General features: G+C 75.0%; 19 protein-coding genes and 2 tRNA genes. 8 read left to right on the plus strand and 13 right to left on the minus strand.

The window, feature by feature from the left end; translation table 11 throughout:
• Nucleotides 1-89 precede the first annotated feature (89 nt).
• The gene (gene hisN / locus MY520_RS14135) at nt 90-893 is read left to right on the plus strand and encodes a histidinol-phosphatase (RefSeq protein ID WP_436692761.1); all 804 of its coding nucleotides are present in this window, start codon (nt 90-92) and stop codon (nt 891-893) included.
• 43 nt (nt 894-936) lie between these two features.
• Here the strand turns inward: hisN and MY520_RS14140 are convergent, their stop codons facing one another.
• From MY520_RS14140 to MY520_RS14155, 4 genes are all read right to left on the minus strand, one after another.
• On the minus strand, nt 937-1,128 hold the full coding sequence (locus tag MY520_RS14140) for a hypothetical protein (protein ID WP_436692763.1): 192 nt from the start codon (nt 1,126-1,128) through the stop codon (nt 937-939).
• An 85-nt stretch (nt 1,129-1,213) separates the two neighbouring features.
• On the minus strand, nt 1,214-2,590 hold the full coding sequence (locus MY520_RS14145; protein WP_436692765.1) for a xylulokinase: 1,377 nt from the start codon (nt 2,588-2,590) through the stop codon (nt 1,214-1,216).
• A complete protein-coding gene (locus MY520_RS14150) occupies nt 2,587-3,093 on the minus strand; it encodes an XdhC family protein (protein WP_436692767.1) in 507 nt (168 codons plus the stop codon). Before MY520_RS14150 ends, MY520_RS14145 begins: the two co-directional genes overlap by 4 nt.
• Nucleotides 3,090-4,106 (minus strand): aldo/keto reductase, encoded by a 1,017-nt coding sequence (locus MY520_RS14155; protein WP_436692768.1) that lies wholly within the window; start codon nt 4,104-4,106, stop codon nt 3,090-3,092. The genes MY520_RS14150 and MY520_RS14155 overlap by 4 nt, the downstream gene beginning before the upstream one ends.
• A 153-nt stretch (nt 4,107-4,259) precedes the next feature.
• On the opposite strand from MY520_RS14155, the gene MY520_RS14160 reads away from it, so the two are divergent.
• Nucleotides 4,260-5,654: a cystathionine beta-synthase gene (locus tag MY520_RS14160; RefSeq protein ID WP_436692769.1), complete on the plus strand. Its 1,395-nt coding sequence runs from the start codon at nt 4,260-4,262 to the stop codon at nt 5,652-5,654.
• A complete protein-coding gene (locus MY520_RS14165) occupies nt 5,651-6,799 on the plus strand; it encodes a cystathionine gamma-synthase (protein ID WP_436692771.1) in 1,149 nt (382 codons plus the stop codon). The genes MY520_RS14160 and MY520_RS14165 overlap by 4 nt, the downstream gene beginning before the upstream one ends.
• A gap of 36 nt (nt 6,800-6,835) precedes the next feature.
• On the opposite strand, the gene map is transcribed toward MY520_RS14165, so the two are convergent.
• A complete protein-coding gene (gene map / locus MY520_RS14170) occupies nt 6,836-7,606 on the minus strand; it encodes a type I methionyl aminopeptidase (protein WP_436692773.1) in 771 nt (256 codons plus the stop codon).
• 182 nt (nt 7,607-7,788) lie between these two features.
• On the opposite strand from map, the gene MY520_RS14175 reads away from it, so the two are divergent.
• A complete protein-coding gene (locus MY520_RS14175) occupies nt 7,789-8,298 on the plus strand; it encodes a VOC family protein (protein WP_436692775.1) in 510 nt (169 codons plus the stop codon).
• A 20-nt stretch (nt 8,299-8,318) separates the two neighbouring features.
• Here the strand turns inward: MY520_RS14175 and MY520_RS14180 are convergent, their stop codons facing one another.
• From MY520_RS14180 to MY520_RS14190, 3 genes are all read right to left on the minus strand, one after another.
• Nucleotides 8,319-8,840, minus strand: coding sequence for an N-acetyltransferase (locus tag MY520_RS14180; protein ID WP_436692777.1), 522 nt, complete (start codon nt 8,838-8,840; stop codon nt 8,319-8,321).
• A 5-nt stretch (nt 8,841-8,845) separates the two neighbouring features.
• The gene (locus tag MY520_RS14185; RefSeq protein WP_436692778.1) at nt 8,846-10,129 is read right to left on the minus strand and encodes a cytochrome P450; all 1,284 of its coding nucleotides are present in this window, start codon (nt 10,127-10,129) and stop codon (nt 8,846-8,848) included.
• A 138-nt stretch (nt 10,130-10,267) separates the two neighbouring features.
• A tRNA-Met gene (locus MY520_RS14190) sits at nt 10,268-10,341 on the minus strand.
• 104 nt (nt 10,342-10,445) lie between these two features.
• Between MY520_RS14190 and MY520_RS14195 the strand changes: the two genes are divergently transcribed.
• Entirely contained in the window at nt 10,446-10,811 is a 366-nt protein-coding gene (locus tag MY520_RS14195) for a hypothetical protein (protein WP_436692780.1), read from the plus strand.
• A 56-nt stretch (nt 10,812-10,867) separates the two neighbouring features.
• Here the strand turns inward: MY520_RS14195 and MY520_RS14200 are convergent, their stop codons facing one another.
• Entirely contained in the window at nt 10,868-11,065 is a 198-nt protein-coding gene (locus MY520_RS14200) for a class I SAM-dependent methyltransferase (protein WP_436692782.1), read from the minus strand.
• Between the two features lie 144 nt (nt 11,066-11,209).
• Nucleotides 11,210-11,728 carry a GNAT family N-acetyltransferase gene (locus tag MY520_RS14205; RefSeq protein ID WP_436692783.1) on the minus strand — a complete coding sequence of 173 codons (519 nt, stop codon included), beginning with the start codon at nt 11,726-11,728 and terminating at the stop codon, nt 11,210-11,212.
• A 215-nt stretch (nt 11,729-11,943) separates the two neighbouring features.
• Here MY520_RS14205 and MY520_RS14210 point away from each other — a divergent pair, with 215 nt between their 5' ends.
• Nucleotides 11,944-12,273: a hypothetical protein gene (locus MY520_RS14210; RefSeq protein WP_436692785.1), complete on the plus strand. Its 330-nt coding sequence runs from the start codon at nt 11,944-11,946 to the stop codon at nt 12,271-12,273.
• Nucleotides 12,274-12,278: 5 nt separating this feature from the next.
• The gene (locus tag MY520_RS14215; protein WP_436692786.1) at nt 12,279-13,028 is read left to right on the plus strand and encodes a DUF2306 domain-containing protein; all 750 of its coding nucleotides are present in this window, start codon (nt 12,279-12,281) and stop codon (nt 13,026-13,028) included.
• Nucleotides 13,029-13,080: 52 nt separating this feature from the next.
• On the opposite strand, the gene MY520_RS14220 is transcribed toward MY520_RS14215, so the two are convergent.
• Nucleotides 13,081-13,308: a hypothetical protein gene (locus tag MY520_RS14220; protein WP_436692788.1), complete on the minus strand. Its 228-nt coding sequence runs from the start codon at nt 13,306-13,308 to the stop codon at nt 13,081-13,083.
• Nucleotides 13,309-13,530: 222 nt separating this feature from the next.
• Between MY520_RS14220 and MY520_RS14225 the strand changes: the two genes are divergently transcribed.
• On the plus strand, nt 13,531-15,309 hold the full coding sequence (locus MY520_RS14225) for an alpha/beta fold hydrolase (RefSeq protein WP_436692789.1): 1,779 nt from the start codon (nt 13,531-13,533) through the stop codon (nt 15,307-15,309).
• On the opposite strand, the gene MY520_RS14230 is transcribed toward MY520_RS14225, so the two are convergent.
• Both MY520_RS14230 and MY520_RS14235 read right to left on the minus strand, forming a co-directional pair.
• Nucleotides 15,281-15,421 (minus strand): hypothetical protein, encoded by a 141-nt coding sequence (locus MY520_RS14230; RefSeq protein ID WP_436692791.1) that lies wholly within the window; start codon nt 15,419-15,421, stop codon nt 15,281-15,283. The two genes, MY520_RS14225 and MY520_RS14230, sit on opposite strands and share 29 nt — an antisense overlap.
• A 232-nt stretch (nt 15,422-15,653) precedes the next feature.
• A tRNA-Met gene (locus tag MY520_RS14235) sits at nt 15,654-15,727 on the minus strand.
• Nucleotides 15,728-15,732 lie beyond the last annotated feature (5 nt).

The raw sequence follows: 15,732 nt of genomic DNA on the forward strand, positions 1-15,732 counted from the left end.
TCCTCGACGGTATCCGCGCGTGCCCGTATCGGGACGCCGCCGGATCAGCTGCGCGGTGTTCGACCGGCCGCCCGCTAGGTTCGGTGCCCATGACACCGGGCCGGGACTACACGGGGGACATGCACCTCGCGCACGTGCTCGCCGACCAGGCGGACTCCATCAGCCTCGACCGGTTCCGTGCGCTGGACCTCCAGGTCGACACGAAGCCGGACCTCACACCGGTCACCGACGCCGACCGGGCGGTCGAGGAGCAGCTGCGGATCACGCTGGCCCGCGCCCGCACCCGCGACGCGGTGCTGGGCGAGGAGATGGGCATGACCGGGCACGGCCCGCGGCGCTGGGTGCTCGACCCGATCGACGGGACGAAGAACTTCGTGCGGGGCGTGCCGGTGTGGGCCACGCTCATCGCGCTGTTCGACGGCGACGAGCCGGTGGTCGGCCTGGTCTCGGCGCCGGCGCTCAACCGCCGCTGGTGGGCGGCCAAGGGGGTCGGTGCCTGGACCGGACGGCGGCTGGAGTCGGCCAGCCGCTGCCGGGTCTCGAACGTGACCACGCTGGGCGACGCGAGCCTGTCCTACTCGAGCCTGTCGGGCTGGGAGGAGCGCGGCCTGCTCGGCGGCTTCCTCGACCTCACCCGGGCGATGTGGCGGACCCGCGCCTACGGCGACTTCTGGAGCTACGTGCTGCTGGCCGAGGGGGCGGTGGACATCGCCTGCGAGCCCGAGGTGTCGCTGTGGGACCTCGCCGCCCTCGACGTCATCGTGCGGGAGGCCGGCGGCCGGTTCACCGACCTGGCCGGCACCCCGGGCCCGGCCGGCGGCAGCGCGCTGGCCACCAACGGGGCGCTGCACGACGCCGCGCTCGGCCTGCTCCGCCAGCCGCACCCGGCCTGAGCCGGGGGGCGCCCGACCGGCCGGGAGCCGGCCGGGCGCCCGCTCAGTGACCGACCGGGCCGCTGCCGGTCCCCTGCCCGCGGCCGCCCTGGAACCGGCGCCGGGCCTCGTCGATCTTGGCCTTGGTCTTCGGGTCCTTCGCCAGCTGCTGGGCCTTCTCGGTCACCTGCCGGACGGCCTGCTTCCCCTTCGGGCTGTTGGCGAGCTGGGTGAGCTTGGTGAACATCGACGCCATGCGAACGCGTCTCCCTTCCGTTCGGCCGGGACCGTCGTCCGGTCCCGCTGCCCGTCCAACGGCGCGGGCGCTCCCGCCGTTCCGGTCACCCCGCGCGCCAGCGACGGGCGGCGTCCACCAGGGCCGGTGACGGCCGCGGCTCCACCGGCCGGCCGGGCTCCCGCCGCGGGACGACGTCCGCGCCGGTGCCCCGGGCGGCCAGCAGCGCCGCACCGACCGCGGACGCGCTGCGCAGGGGCAGGTACCGCACCGGGACCCCGAGGACGTCAGCGACCAGCTGCTGCACGACCGGCGCCCGGCCGCCGCCCCCGGTGAGCACGACCGGCCCGCCGCCGCCGAGCAGCTCCGCCGCCGCCCCCACGGCGAACACCACCCCCTCGACGGCCGCCCGGGCGAGATCGGCGCGGGTGGTGCCGGCCGAGAGCCCCGTCCAGCCGCCCCGGTCGGCCGGTCCCGCGACCCCGCCGCGCTCGCCGGTCAGGAACGGGCGGAACACCACTCCGCCGGCGCCCGGCGGCGCCGCCGCCGCGGCCTCGAACAGCTCGGCCGGCCGGAGGCCCAGGACGCCGGCGACCCACGACCACGCCAGCCCGCCGTTCTGCAGCGCGGCCATCGCGTACCAGCCGCCCTCGACGTCGGCGTAGCAGTGCACCGGCGGGTCGTCGGCCGGCGCCGGCGTCCGACCGGGCGCGAGCACCTGGACGCCGGTGCCCAGGTTCACCTGCCGGCCCGCCCGGGTGCCCGCCGCGAGCAGCGCCAGCGGCGTGTCGGCGCCGCCGACGACGATCGGCACCTCGCCGACCGCGAGCGCGGCCGTGCCGGCGACCTCGGCCGACGGCCGCACCTCCGGCAGCAGCACCGGGTCGATCCCGGCGGCGGCGCAGGCGGGCGGCGACCAGCCGTCGGCGACGACGTCCCACAGCAGGGTGGCCGAGGCGTCGCTGCGGTCGGTGACCCGGACCGCGTCCGGGACGAGGGCGGCCCGCAGGGCGTCCTTGGGCAGCAGCACCGCCTGCGCCCGCCGGAGCAGCTCCGGCCGGTGCGCGGCCAGCCAGGCGAGCACCGGGCCGGTCATGCCGGCGACCAGCGGGTTGGCCAGCGCGGCGCGGGCGTCGTCCGGCAGGGCGCGCCAGCGGGCCACCTCGGCGGCGGCGCGCGCGTCGGGCCACAGCACGGCCGGCGCGAGGGGGGTGCCGGCGGCGTCGACGAGGACGGTGCCGTGCATCTGCCCCGACAGCCCCAGGCCCCGCACCCGGCGCCCGGCGACGGCGGGCGCGATCCGTGCCAGCGCGGCGTCGAACGCGCGCCGCCAGAGAGCGGGGTCGGTCTCGGCCCAGCCCGGCCGAGGGCGGGCGAGGTCGTAGCCGGACTCCTCCTCCGCCACCACCGCCCCCGACTCGTCGAGCGCGACCAGCTTGAGCCCGCTGGTGCCGACGTCGGCACCCAGCAGGACGTCGCTCACCGGAGCCGGTGGACGGTGCCGCCGCTGCGGCCGTTCCGGTCGGCGAGCAGGCCCGCGAGGGTGCTGAGGGCGATCTCCGGCGGGGTGCGGGAGCCGATGTCCAACCCGATCGGCCGGTGCACCCGGGCGACCTCCTCCGGCGGCACCCCGAGCGCGGCGAGGGCCGCGACGTGCGGGCCCTCGTGCCGCGGGTTGCCCATCACGCCCACCCACCGCACCGGCCGGGCGAGCGCGTCGCGCAGCACCTCGCCGAGCTCGGGCCGGTGGTGGTCGGTGACCACGACGTCGGCGTGCTCGAGCTCGAGCAGCCCGTCCAGGTCGGCGAAGCCGGCCGCCTCGCCACGGGTCGGGTCGGGGTCGAGCACCAGCGTGCGGAAGCCGAGCTCCGGGCCCCAGCGCCGGAGCACCTCGGCGACCGGGGAGGCGAAGACGGCCACGAGGACCCGCCCCGTCGCCTCGGCGGACGGCGCACCGTGGGCCACCCCGCAGGTCGGGTCGCTCATCTCACCGGCTCCGGGCTGTCGCCGTAGGCGTACGACGAGTCCGGGTACCGCCCGCCGACCGCGGCCCCGGGGGGCGCGATCCGCGCCAGCCGGTCCAGCTCGTCGGGCGACAGCTCCAGGGCGACCGCGCCGACGTTCTCCTCCAGGTAGCGGCGGCGCTTCGTGCCCGGGATCGGCACCACGTCGTCCCCCTGCGCCAGCACCCACGCCAGCGCCAGCTGCCCGGGCGAGCACCCCTTCTCCTCCGCCATGGCGCGGACGGCGTCGACCAGTCGCAGGTTGGCCTCGAGCGCCTCCCCAGTGAACCGCGGGTGGCCGCGGCGCCAGTCGTCCTCGGCGAAGTCGTCGGGGCCGGTGATGGCCCCGGTGAGGAAGCCACGGCCCAGCGGGCTGAACGGCACGATGCCGATCCCGTGCTCGCGGGCCACGGCCAGGACCTCCCCCTCGACGTCGCGGGTCCACAGCGACCACTCGCTCTGCAGCGCCGCGATCGGGTGGACGGCGACCGCGCGGCGGACCGAGGCGGCGCTGGCCTCGGACAGCCCCAGGTACCGGACCTTGCCCTGCTGCACCAGCTCGGCCATCGCCCCGACGGTGTCCTCGATCGGCACCCGCGGGTCCACCCGGTGCTGGTAGTAGAGGTCGATCACGTCGACGCCGAGCCGGCGCAGGCTCGCCTCCGCGCAGGCGCGCACGTTCTCCGGGCGGCCGTCGATGTCCATGCCGCCGCGGTCGTTGCGGGACAGGGTGAACTTGGTGGCCAGCTGCACCTCGTCCCGCCGGCCGGCGATCGCCTCGCCCACGAGCTGCTCGTTGTGCCCGTCGCCGTAGACGTCCGCGGTGTCCAGCAGCGTGACGCCGAGGTCCAGGGCGCGGTGGAGGGTCGCGACCGACTCGTCCCGGTCGGCCGCGCCGTACATCTGGCTCATCCCCATGCAGCCCAGACCGAGGGTGGAGACGACCAGGCCGTCGCGGCCGAGGGTGCGGGTACCGACCTGAGGGTTCGCAGTCACCTGCGCATCCTCGCCCGGCCCCTCCCCCGTCGCCACCGCCCCGCAGGCCCGTCGGCGGGGCTGCGACGTGCGGGCGGTCGAGAAGTCCCCGCCGAGTGGTGGGATGGGAACGAGCCAGGGCACCGGAGGTCGGCGCCCGCGAGGAGGGTCCCCGTGCAGTACGCCGAGTCCGTGATCGACCTGGTCGGCAACACCCCGCTGGTCCGGCTGACGTCGGTGACCCGCGACCTCGGCCCGGACGCGCCCCTGGTGCTGGCGAAGGTCGAGTACCTCAACCCGGGCGGCTCGGTGAAGGACCGGATCGCCGTGCGCATGGTCGACGCCGCGGAGGCCAGCGGGGCGCTGGAGCCCGGCGGCACCATCGTCGAGCCGACCAGCGGCAACACCGGCATCGGGCTGGCGCTGGTCGCCCAGCAGCGCGGCTACCGGTGCGTCTTCGTCTGCCCCGACAAGGTCGGCCAGGACAAGATCAACGTGCTGCGCGCCTACGGCGCGGAGGTCGTCGTCTGCCCCACCGCCGTCGACCCCGCCGACCCGCGCTCGTACTACTCGGTGTCCGACCGGCTGGCCCGCGAGACCCCGGGCGGCTGGAAGCCCGACCAGTACTCCAACCCGGCCAACCCGCAGTCGCACTACGAGACGACCGGCCCCGAGATCTGGGCCCAGACCGACGGGCGGGTCACCCACTTCGTCACCGGCATGGGCACCGGCGGCACCATCAGCGGCACCGGGCGCTACCTCAAGGAGGCCTCCGGCGGGCGGGTCCGGGTCATCGGCGCCGACCCGGAGGGCTCGGTCTACTCCGGCGGCACCGGCCGGCCGTACCTGGTGGAGGGCGTCGGCGAGGACTTCTGGCCCTCGACCTACGACCGCGGCATCGCCGACGAGGTCATCGCCGTCAGCGACGGCGACTCCTTCGCCATGACCCGGCGGCTGGCCCGCGAGGAGGGGTTGCTCGTCGGTGGCTCGTGCGGGATGGCGGTGGTCGCCGCGCTGCGCGTCGCCCGGGGGCTGTCGGGGGACGACGTCCTGGTCGTCCTGCTGCCCGACGGCGGCCGTGGCTACCTCGGCAAGATCTTCAGCGACACGTGGATGGCCGACTACGGCTTCCTCGACGCCGCGGGCGGCGAGACCGTCGGCGAGCTGCTGCGCACCAAGTCCGGGGAGACGCCGGAGCTGGTGCACACGCACCCGAACGAGACCGTCCGCGAGGCGATCGACATCCTGCGCGAGTACGGCGTGAGCCAGCTGCCGGTGGTCCGCGCCGAGCCGCCGGTGACCGCCGGCGAGGTGGTCGGCGCCGTCGACGAGAAGACGCTGCTCGACGCGCTGTTCGAGGGCCGCGCCCGGCTGGGTGACCGGGTGGAGAAGCACATGTCGGCGCCGCTGCCGATCATCGGCTCGGGCGAGGGGGTCGACGCCGCGGTGGCCGCGCTCGGCTCGGCCGACGCGCTGCTCGTGCACGTCGACGGCAAGCCGACCGGAGTGGTCACCCGGCAGGACGTGCTGGGTCACCTGGCCGGGCTGACACCTACGGTGGCCCCGTGAACGCGTCCTCCCCCGGCTTCAACACCCGAGCGATCCACGCCGGGCAGGAACCCGACCCGGCCACCGGCGCGGTCGTCGTCCCGGTGCACCTCACCACCACGTACAAGCAGGACGGCGTCGGCGGGCTGCGCGGCGGCTACGAGTACAGCCGCAGCGCCAACCCGACCCGGACGGCGCTGCAGGAGGCGCTGGCCGCCCTCGAGCAGGGCACGCACGGGATGGCATTCGCCTCCGGGCTGGCCGCGGAGGACACCCTGCTGCGGACGGTCTGCGAGCCGGGCAGCCACGTGGTGCTGGGCGGGGACGCGTACGGCGGCACGTTCCGGCTGATCTCCAAGGTGGCCGCGCGCTGGGGTGTCGAGCACACGCCGGCCGACCTGAACGACGTCGACGCCCTGCGCGCGGCGATCCGGCCGACGACGCGGGTGATCTGGTGCGAGACGCCCACCAACCCGCTGCTCAACATCGCCGACATCGCGCTGCTGGCCGAGGTGGCGCACGCGGCGGGCGCGCTGCTCGTCGTCGACAACACCTTCGCCTCGCCCTACCTGCAGCAGCCGCTGACGCTCGGCGCCGACGTCGTCGTGCACTCGACGACGAAGTACCTGGGCGGGCACTCCGACGTCGTCGGCGGGGCGCTGGTCGTCGCCGACGCGGACCTGGCCGAGCAGCTGGCCTTCTCCCAGAACGCGATGGGCGGGGTCGCCGGCCCGTTCGACGCCTGGCTGGTGCTGCGCGGGATCAAGACCCTCGGCGTCCGCATGGACCGCCACCAGGCCAACGCCGCCCGCGTGGCGGACTTCCTGCTGGGCCACGCCGCCGTCGCGTCGGTGCTGTACCCCGGGCTGCCCGACCACCCCGGGCACGAGATCGCCGCGAAGCAGATGTCGGGCTTCGGCGGGATGCTGTCGTTCCGGCTGGCCGGTGGTGAGGAGGCGGCGCTGCGGGTCTGCGAGCGCGCGCAGCTGTTCACGCTGGCCGAGTCGCTCGGCGGCGTGGAGTCGCTGATCGAGCACCCGGGCCGCATGACCCACGCCAGCGCAGCCGGATCGCCGCTCGAGGTCCCCGCCGACCTGGTGCGGCTCTCGGTCGGCATCGAGGAGGTCGACGACCTGCTCGCCGACCTCCAGCAGGCGATGGACTGATCAGCGCGGCGGGGCGAGCCTCTGCCCGGGGCCGGTTCAGCGCGGGAGCGTGAGGATCCTGGGCCCGTCGTCGGTGACGGCGACGGTGTGCTCGACGTGGGCGGCGCGGCTGCCGTCGGCGCTCCGCAGCGTCCAGCCGTCGGCGTCGACGCGGTAGGCGTCGCTCCCGCCGGCCAGGAACCACGGCTCGATCGCGATCACCAGCCCGGGCTTCAGCGGCACCCCTCGGCCCGCCCGGCCCTCGTTGGGGACGCTCGGCGCCTCGTGCATCGTCCGCCCCACGCCGTGCCCACCCTGGTCGGTGTTGATCCCGCAGCCGCCCGCGCGTCCCGCGGCACCGATGGCCGCCGAGATGTCGCCCACGCGGTTGCCGACGACGGCCGCCGCGATGCCGGCCGCCAGCGCACGCTCCGTGGTCGCCACCAGGTCCAGGTCCTCCGCACGCGGCGTGCCCACCGGGAACGTGATCGCCGCGTCGCCCACCCAGCCGTCGAGGGTCGCGCCGGCGTCCACGCTCAGCAGGTCACCGTCGTCGAGCACCTCGGGCGTCGGGATGCCGTGCAGCGCGACGTCGTTCACCGAGAGGCACACCACACCGGGGAACGGAGGCGTGGTGGCCAGCGGGGCGTACCCCAGGAAGGGCGACCCGGCGCCGGCGTCGGCCAGGACGTCGCGCGCCACCGAATCGAGCTGCGTGAGCCGGACGCCGGGTGCGGCCGTCGCCCGCACGGCGGCCAGCATGTCGGCCACGACGGCGCCCGCCGCCCGCATCGCGTCCAGCTCGCCGGGTGTCCGCAGTTCGATCATGACGCCGCCGCCTTCCGGTCCGACCGTCCCGGTCTTAGCAGGTGGCGCAACGCACGATCGACACCGGCCGGGTGCCCGCCCGCCGGCGACACCGCGCCCACGGTCTGAGGTCGGCGGCGGGAAGCAGATCCACCACGTCGCGGTTGCGTCCGCCAGACGGCCCGACCGAGGAGGATCCGAGCGTGAGCACGACGGACAGCACCCGCGACCAGACCGCCCTCGAGCAGGAGCGCGCCCGCATCCGCGAGGCCCACCTGAAGCCGGCCGGCGAGCGACCGGCGTCGACCGCGCGGGGACTGCACCACACCGCCCTGATCAGCTCCGACGTCGAACGAACCGTCCGCTTCTACCAGGACGTCCTCGGCTTCCCGCTCACCGAGCTGATCGAGAACCGGGACTACCCGGGCTCCAGCCACTTCTTCTTCGACATCGGGCACGGCAACCTGCTGGCCTTCTTCGACTTCCCCGGCCTGGACGTCGGCCAGTACGCCGAGGTGCTCGGCGGCCTGCACCACATGGCCATCAGCGTCGATCCGAAGCACTGGCAGGAGCTCGTCGAGCGGCTGACCGACGCCGGCATCGCGCACGAGGTGCACAGCGGCGTCTCGGTCTACTTCCGCGACCCCGACGGCGCCCGCATCGAGCTCATCGCCGACCCGCTCGGCGAGATGTACGGCCACCACGTCCTCTGAGACCGGCGGCCGGAGCCGCGTCAGGCCTGGGGCGCGTCCACGAGGTCGGCGTAGTCGGGGTGCCGCTCGATCCAGCCGCGGATGAACGCACAGCGCGGGACCGCGCGCAGCCCGCGGGCCCGGACGTCGTCCAGCGCGCCGCGGGCCAGCGTGCCGCCCACCCCGTTGCCCTCCTGGTCCGGGTCGACCTCGGTGTGGGTGAACACCACCTGGTCGCCCTGCCGGCGGTAGGCGGCCAGGCCGAGGACACGGTCGCCGTCGCGGACCTCGTAGCGGTCGGCTCCGGGCACGTCCCGGACGGTGAGCTCCATGGTCGCGGCAACCGCCGCCGCGCCGGTGCTGTTCCGCGACCGGTCGGCCAGAGCCAGCGCTCCGGTCGGGCACTGCCCGACGGCGTCCCGGACGTCGGCCTCCTCTCCCGGCGCCACCTCCGGCCGCAGCACCCGGACGACGCCGTCGTCCCCGACCTCGAAGACGTCGGGCAGCAGGGCCTCGCAGCTCCCGGAGCCGACGCAGCGCTCGCGGTCGACGACGACGCGCACCGGTCTCAGCCCGCCAGCCGGGCCGGCAGCCGCTTGATGCCGTTGACGAACGACGAGCGCAGCCGGTCGGGCTCCCCGGTCACCTCCAGGTCGGGCAGCTGGTCGAACAGCGCGCGGAAGGTCACCGCGAGCTCGCGGCGGGCCAGGTGTGCGCCCAGGCAGAAGTGCGGCCCCTTGGAGCCGAAGCCGACGTGCGGGTTGGGGTCACGCGCCAGGTCGAGCACCTCCGGGTCGCGGAAGACCTCCGGATCGCGGTTCGCCGAGCCGTAGAGGAGCAGGAACTTGTCGCCGGCGGCGAACCGGTGGCCGTTGACCTCGCCGTCCCGCGTGGCCGTGCGCCGCATCCAGGTCACCGGGCTGGCCCAGCGCACGATCTCCTCGACGGCGGTGCGGTCCAGCCCGGGATCGGCTCTCCACCGCGCCCGCTGGTCGGGGTGCTCGTGCAGCGCGAGGACGCCCTGGGAGATGGCGTTGCGGGTGGTCTCGTTGCCCGCCACCAGCAGCAGGATGAAGAACGAGGCGATCTCCTGGTGGGAGAGCTTCTCGCCGTCGACCCCCGTGGTCACCAGCGCGGTGGTGAGGTCCTGCCGCGGGCGTTCCAGCCGCTCGGCGGCCAGCCGCTCCATGAGCCCGGCCAGCTCCATGCCGGCCAGCAGGAAGGCGTTGAGCGGGTCGTCCTGGTCCTCGATGAGATCGGGGTCCCCGCCGGACAGGATGATGGTCGACTGCGCCAGCACCATCGCCCGGTGCTCCTCGGGGATGCCCATCATGTCGCAGATGACCCGCAGCGGGATCGGCGCGGCGATGTCCGCCACGACGTCGATCGCGCCGCCGTTCGCCGCCGCCGTCCGCCGGGCCCGGGCCAGGACGTCGTCGACGACGCCGCGCACCGAGTCGAGCAGCTGCTCGAGCATCCGCGGGGTGAAGGCCTTCGAGACGATCCGGCGGATCTTCGCGTGGCGGGGGTCGTCCATGCTGATCAGCGACCCGTAGAACTCGTTGAGGTCGGCCGGGATGTCCTGGATCGAGACCGCCCCCCGCCCGGAGCAGAAGACGGCGGGCTGCGAGCTGATCGCCTCGACGTCGGCGTAGCGGGTGACGGCGACGTAGCCCGGGCCCACCGGCAGCATCGGCATGACCGGCTCGGCGTAGAAGGCGAACGGCCGCTCCCGGCGCAGCGCCGCGAAGGTCGCGTACCGGACCCACGGCGGGCCGGCCCACCACTCCCGGTCGGAGAGGTCGACCGCGTCGAGGTCGACGGTTCCGGGTGCGGGGGTCTCGACGGACACGGGCGCTCCTCGTCGACGGTCAGCGGTGACCGTCAACGCTAGAGAGGCAGCCGGGCGAGGCACAACACTCCGTCGGCGCCGTCCCCGTCGAACGACAGAGGGCCCGGTCACCGTGGTGACCGGGCCCTCTGCCAGGAGTAGCGGGGACAGGATTTGAACCTGTGACCTCTGGGTTATGAGCCCAGCGAGCTACCGAGCTGCTCCACCCCGCGTCGCACCTCCACCATACACGCGTTCGGAACCGGTGCCGGAGCCGGCCGGTGCCGGAGCGCGCGCCTCACCGTCGGCACCCGCGTGTGCGCTTAGAGTCCCGGCCGTGAGCGCGGAGGTGGCGACCAGCAGCTTCCTCGGTGAGCCGCAGCCGGTGGAGGTGTTCCACGCCGGTGTGTGGTTCCCCGGCGAGCTGCTGGGCTGGCGGTTCGACGAGACGGGGACCTGCCGCGTGCGGGTGCGCTGCATCGTCGGCGGCCTCCGCCACACGGCCTGGACCTACCTGACCCACCTGCGCCTGCCCGAACCCCGGCCGGTCCCGGCCCCGTCGGTCGAGGTCCCCACCCCGGCCCGGCCCGCCGGCGACCCGGGGCCGCACCTGCTCCTGCCGCCGCGTGACCGGCACCCGCTGGGCGCCCCCCTCCCCCGCCCGCGCCGGGCCGGCCTGGTGGAGTGGCTCGGCACCGTCTGAGCCCGTCCGGCGCCGATCGCTCCGGCGGCGGGCTCACGATCTGCAGCCCGTACCGCCTAGTGGATCGCCGGGGCCGGCCGGCGCCAGGGGGGCGCGAACTCCGGCGAGTCGCTCCGCGCGATCGCCGACGCCAGCAACGTCCCCCCGGGCCGCAGGACCCGCCGGGCCTCCCGCAGGGCCGGGCGCGGATCGGCCAGGTGGTAGAGCCCGCAACGCGCCGTCGGCGCAGCCGACGTCCAGGACCCGCCGGACACCGAGCCCGACCAGCCGGGACGCGACCCCCGCGTAGAGGCTCACCGCGGAGCGGGCCCGGGCGACCGACATGCCCAGTTGACAGCGCTCCGGCGCCGAGTCGTAGTCGAAGACCACGCCGCCCACATCGGACAGCCTGGCACCGCTCAGGCTCCTGTCGCTCCGGGGAGCGGTTTGCGCAGGTGGACGAGGTGCCCCGCACCGATGTCCTCGCGGCCGGTCTCGACGTACCCCGCCGCGGTGTACAGCCGCAGGTTGCTCCGCATCCGTTCGTGCGTGTACAGCCGCATCGCGGGCAGCCCGAGTCGGCGCGCCTCTGCCTCGGCGAAGGCCAGGAGCCGGCGCCCGAGGCCGCGCCCCTGGACGCGCGGATGAACCGCCACGTTGTCGATGCACAGAGTCCTGGGCTCGGGTCTCAGCACGACGAGTCCCTCCAGGCTGCCCGCGGGCGGCAGTTCCGCCAGGCCGGTCACGAACACCACTCCCTCGGCGAGGAGCGCCGCGTGGTCGGCCGACAACGGCGCCGGGCGGGTGCCGATGATCGGCACCCAGGGCAGGTAGGCCGCCTCGACCACGTGCACGATCGCGGGCAGGTCGGCGGCCACTGCGGGACGCACCCAGCCGGCGGCCTGCGGTCCTCCACCGGTCATCGCCGCGACCGCCACCGCGGCAGGGCGCCGGCGAGTCCCTCGACGGACAGGACCAGAGGCAGGCCGACCACCGTCAGCGTGGGTGGTGTGATCTCGGATGGAGCAGGGATGGAGGTCATGGCTCGAGGATCTGACCGGTTGCTCGACCTGGCCCGACGAGGAGTTCGATCCCAAGGACCGGACCACGACGTCCGGCTCACCGTGCCCACGTCCACTGACTGCACAGACCCGTGCACGGAACGACCGGCCGCGCCGCCGCCGACGCCACCCGCGCCGCCTTCCTGACCGGCTTCACCACCGCGATGTGGGTCGCCACCGCCACCGCCGCCATCGTCCTCGCCGGCGTGCTCGCTGCCACGGCCCTACGTCGCGGCCGGCCGGAGATCTCGGCAGACCCCGAGGCGACCAGGTCCCGGACGGACACCGGTTCGCACTCCCGAGATCCGATCGACGCAGCCGACGCCGACGGCTCCACCGCCGCAACCGACGCGACCGGCCTGGCGTCGGCAGCACCCGACACCTCGCGGGGTGGCGCACTCAGCAGCGCCGGACAGAGGTGACCACCATGCCCGGCACGTCCACGCACCGCGTTCGCACCGTCCTCGGCCGGTCCGCAGGCTGGCTGGTCGTCGGACTCAGCACCCTCTACGCCGTGAGCGCGGTCGGCATGGCGGTCACCGAGCTGCTCGCACTGCTCGGCGCCGGCCCCGACGCGAAGCCACGCGTGGTTCCGCCGCTGTTCGTGCTGCACGCGCTCACCGGCGCCGTCGCCCTGGTCACCGGGGCGGTCCAGCTCCAGCTCGGCCGCCCCAGCTCATCCGGCCATGCGCGGGCCCACCGCACCCTCGGCCGCTGCTACCTGGCCGCGGCCTGGACCACCAGCGTCGCCGGCGCGGCGACCGCGGTCGTCTTCGACGTCGGCGTCGCCGGCCAGGCCGGGTTCGCCGTCTGGTCCGCGTCGTGGTTCCCCACGACCACCATCGCGCTGCGGCACATCCGGGCCCGCCGCGTGCGCGCGCACCGCGACTGGATGATCCGCAGCTTCGCGCTCGCCTTCGTCTTCGTCTTCGTCACCTTCGACCCCGTTCGCCAGGCGCTCGAGAGCGCCGGGCTGCCCCGGACGGTGGTCTACCCGGTGGCCCTCGCCGGCTGCGCGATCGTCGACCTCGCCGCGGTCGAGGTGTGGCTGCGCCGTGATCGACCCGGCGCTCCCCCGAGCCGCGGGCGGCCGTACGCGACACCCCGGATGGCGGCGCGACCCTGCGAGCCGGACGGTAGGTGCGGCAGCGGCAGGAGCGCCCCTGCACCGACGTGACCGGGCCGAGGACCCATCCGTCACGTCGTCGGGTGTCGTGCAGCCGTCGGATCTAGCGGGTCACGGGAGGCCGAGGCTCCCGCCACCCCTGGAGGAACGACTGGCCGAGCGTGATGGCCGAACGCACCACGACGGTGGTCACGATGACGACGAACAAGAAGCCGCCGACGTTGCTGGGCCAGGGGTCGGTGAAGGAGGGCAGGGCGGTGAACGCGGCCAGGACCCCCACACCCAGGGACAGCCGGAGGGACCGGCTGCACCCCGTGATCCACCCCGGCATGGCGGCAGTGTAGGAGTGTGCGGAGCACCCGTGTAGTGGTGCACCACGGGTGAACCGCCGCCCTCGGATCGGGCCGACACCGGCACCGGCCCGGCGCCGGCCGCGCGGGATGCCGACGACACGCCGAGCAGGGCGTTGAGCCGTTCGGCAGGGACTCCCCGGGTCTTCGTTCCCTGATCCTCCTCCACCCCCCGCCGCCACCATGCCCGGACGGCGCCACGCGTGCGCAGCACCATCCGTCCGTTCCAGCCGGAGGCCACCCCCGTGCCCGAGTCCTCGTGTTCGCCGTCGATCGCCGCGCGCACCGCCCGCACGCATCTCCTCGACGGCCACCCGTGGCGGATCCTGCGCAGCGGCGTCGGCTCGCACGTCGTCCTGCTGCTGCCCGGCGGCGTCGGGCAGGCCGAAGCCGAGTTCCAGGTCATCCGGGCGCTCGAACCTCACGTGCAGGTCCTCGCCGTCACCTATCCCGCGCTGACGTCCATGGCGGCGATGGTCCGGGGCCTCATGCGGGTTCTGGACGCCGAGGGCCTGACGACGGTGGACGTGTGGGGGAACTCCTTCGGCGGGATGGTCGCGCAGGCGCTCGTCCGCGAGGCCCCGCACCGGGTGGGCAACCTCGTGCTCGGTCGGACCGCCGTCCCCGACCCCGCCCGCCGGCGACGGGCCCAGGCGCAGGTCCGGCTGCTGGGCGCCCTCCCAGATGCGGTCGTCCGGCGACTGGTCCGCGCCGCCTTCGCCCGCCGGATGCGCGACCTGCCGGACGACGAGCGAACCTCGTGGGTGTCGTACCTGGAGGACCACTTCCTCTCGGAGGCCAAGCAACGGATGGCCTCGCTGTCGGCCCTGGCCGCCGACTTCCACGCCCGCGCAGACATGACCGCCGACGACCTGGCCGGGCGGCCGGGGCGGGTGCTGCTGCTGGAAGCGGACGGGGACGAGCTCTACGGGGGCATGACCTCCCGGCTCCACGAGCTCTACCCCGCGGCCGCCGTCCACCGGCTGACCAGCGGTGGGCACGTCTCCGACGCCGCACGGGTGCGCGAGGAGGCCGCCGTGGTGGTCCGGTTCCTGGCGGATCCGGACTCCTTCCCGGCTCAGCTGCGGATCCGGTCCGACGGCGTCACCCTCGCCGCACGCCGGTTCGGCTCCGCCGGTGACGTCGTCGTGCTGCTGCACGGCGGGCCGGGGTGCCCGGACTACCTGGAGCCGGTCGCCCGGCACCTCGCCTCGAGGTTCCGAGCCCTCACGTTCGACCAGCGCGGGGTCGGGGCCTCCACCGCCAACGGCCGGTACGGCCTCGCCGACCACGTCGCGGATGTCGAGGCGATCCGCCGGTCGCTGGGCGCCGACGGCGTCCACCTCTTCGGCCACTCCTGGGGCGGTCTGCTCGCGCAGCTGTACCTGCGCCAGCACCCACAGCGGGTGCGCAGCCTCGTCCTCGCCAACTCCTCCGCCGGCGTCGGGGCCGAGTGGATCCGGATGCAGCACGAGGTGATGGCCTACAACCGGCGTCAGAGCGGAGCAGCCGGATTCGCGGCCCTCGGGGCGGAGTCGCTGATCGCCCGGCTCCCGGGCCGGCTGGGCGACGCCGCCGGGCAGCGTGTGCTGGCGCGGATCTGGGCCAACTACTTCCCCGACCCGGCCACGGCACCGCCGGCCGACCGCTCCTGGCTCCGTGGCGCGCACGGCCGCCCCGCCCGGGCCACGGTGGCCGCGATCCGCACCGCGCCGGCGTCGGTGCTCGACGGTCCCGGCGCGAGGACCGACCTCCCCGTCCTGGTCGTGTACGGCCGGGACGACATCTACGGCTCCAGCGTGGACGCCGTCCGGCGGCGGTTCCCAGGGGCGCAGGACGTGGTCCTCGACGACTGCGGCCATGTTCCCTGGCTGCAGGCCAGCGACAGGTTCTCCGCCCTCCTCGACGCGTTCTACGCCGGCGTTCCACGCGGCCCGCACGCCGCGCCGACGCTCACGACAGGCCCCCGGCTCGAAGGCTGAGCGCGACGAGGGCACCGGCGGCGAGGGCGCCGCCGGGAGTGGCCAGAGCCAGCAGCGGCCGGCGCAGCCTCCGGAACTCGGCCACCACGTCCCGGTCCCTCTCCTCGATCATGCGGTGGAGCTGACGCGGGACGGTCAGCGAGCTGCCTGCGGCGAGACGCCTCGGCCAGCTCCACCGGAGAGAGCACGGCCGTCGCCTCCGCGACGACGTGCGCCGGGTCGACCGCAGAGGGGTGGCCCAGCCGATCCGGAGATTCGTCCGGAAACCGGCCCACGACGCAGCGAAGACCGGCGCGATCGCGCCGGTCTTCGCTGTCAGGGACCGGTTTCCGGACCCTGCTGAGTAGCGGGGGCAGGATTTGAACCTGCGACCTCTGGGTTATGAGCCCAGCGAGCTACCGAGCTGCTCCACCCCGCGTCGGT

This window comes from Geodermatophilus sp. CPCC 205506, assembly GCF_051383635.1.
In the GTDB taxonomy this organism is placed as follows: Bacteria; Actinomycetota; Actinomycetes; order Mycobacteriales; family Geodermatophilaceae; genus Geodermatophilus.

What these genes read in the sequence shown, in the direction of transcription:
- hisN (WP_436692761.1), top strand. Translation starts at nt 90, where the DNA reads ATGACACCGGGCCGGGACTACACGGGGGACATGCACCTCGCGCACGTG.
- map (WP_436692773.1), bottom strand. Translation starts at nt 7,606, where the DNA reads ATGATCGAACTGCGGACACCCGGCGAGCTGGACGCGATGCGGGCGGCG.
- MY520_RS14220 (WP_436692788.1), bottom strand. Translation starts at nt 13,308, where the DNA reads ATGCCGGGGTGGATCACGGGGTGCAGCCGGTCCCTCCGGCTGTCCCTG.
- MY520_RS14140 (WP_436692763.1), bottom strand. Translation starts at nt 1,128, where the DNA reads ATGGCGTCGATGTTCACCAAGCTCACCCAGCTCGCCAACAGCCCGAAG.
- MY520_RS14215 (WP_436692786.1), top strand. Translation starts at nt 12,279, where the DNA reads ATGCCCGGCACGTCCACGCACCGCGTTCGCACCGTCCTCGGCCGGTCC.
- MY520_RS14150 (WP_436692767.1), bottom strand. Translation starts at nt 3,093, where the DNA reads ATGAGCGACCCGACCTGCGGGGTGGCCCACGGTGCGCCGTCCGCCGAG.
- MY520_RS14230 (WP_436692791.1), bottom strand. Translation starts at nt 15,421, where the DNA reads ATGATCGAGGAGAGGGACCGGGACGTGGTGGCCGAGTTCCGGAGGCTG.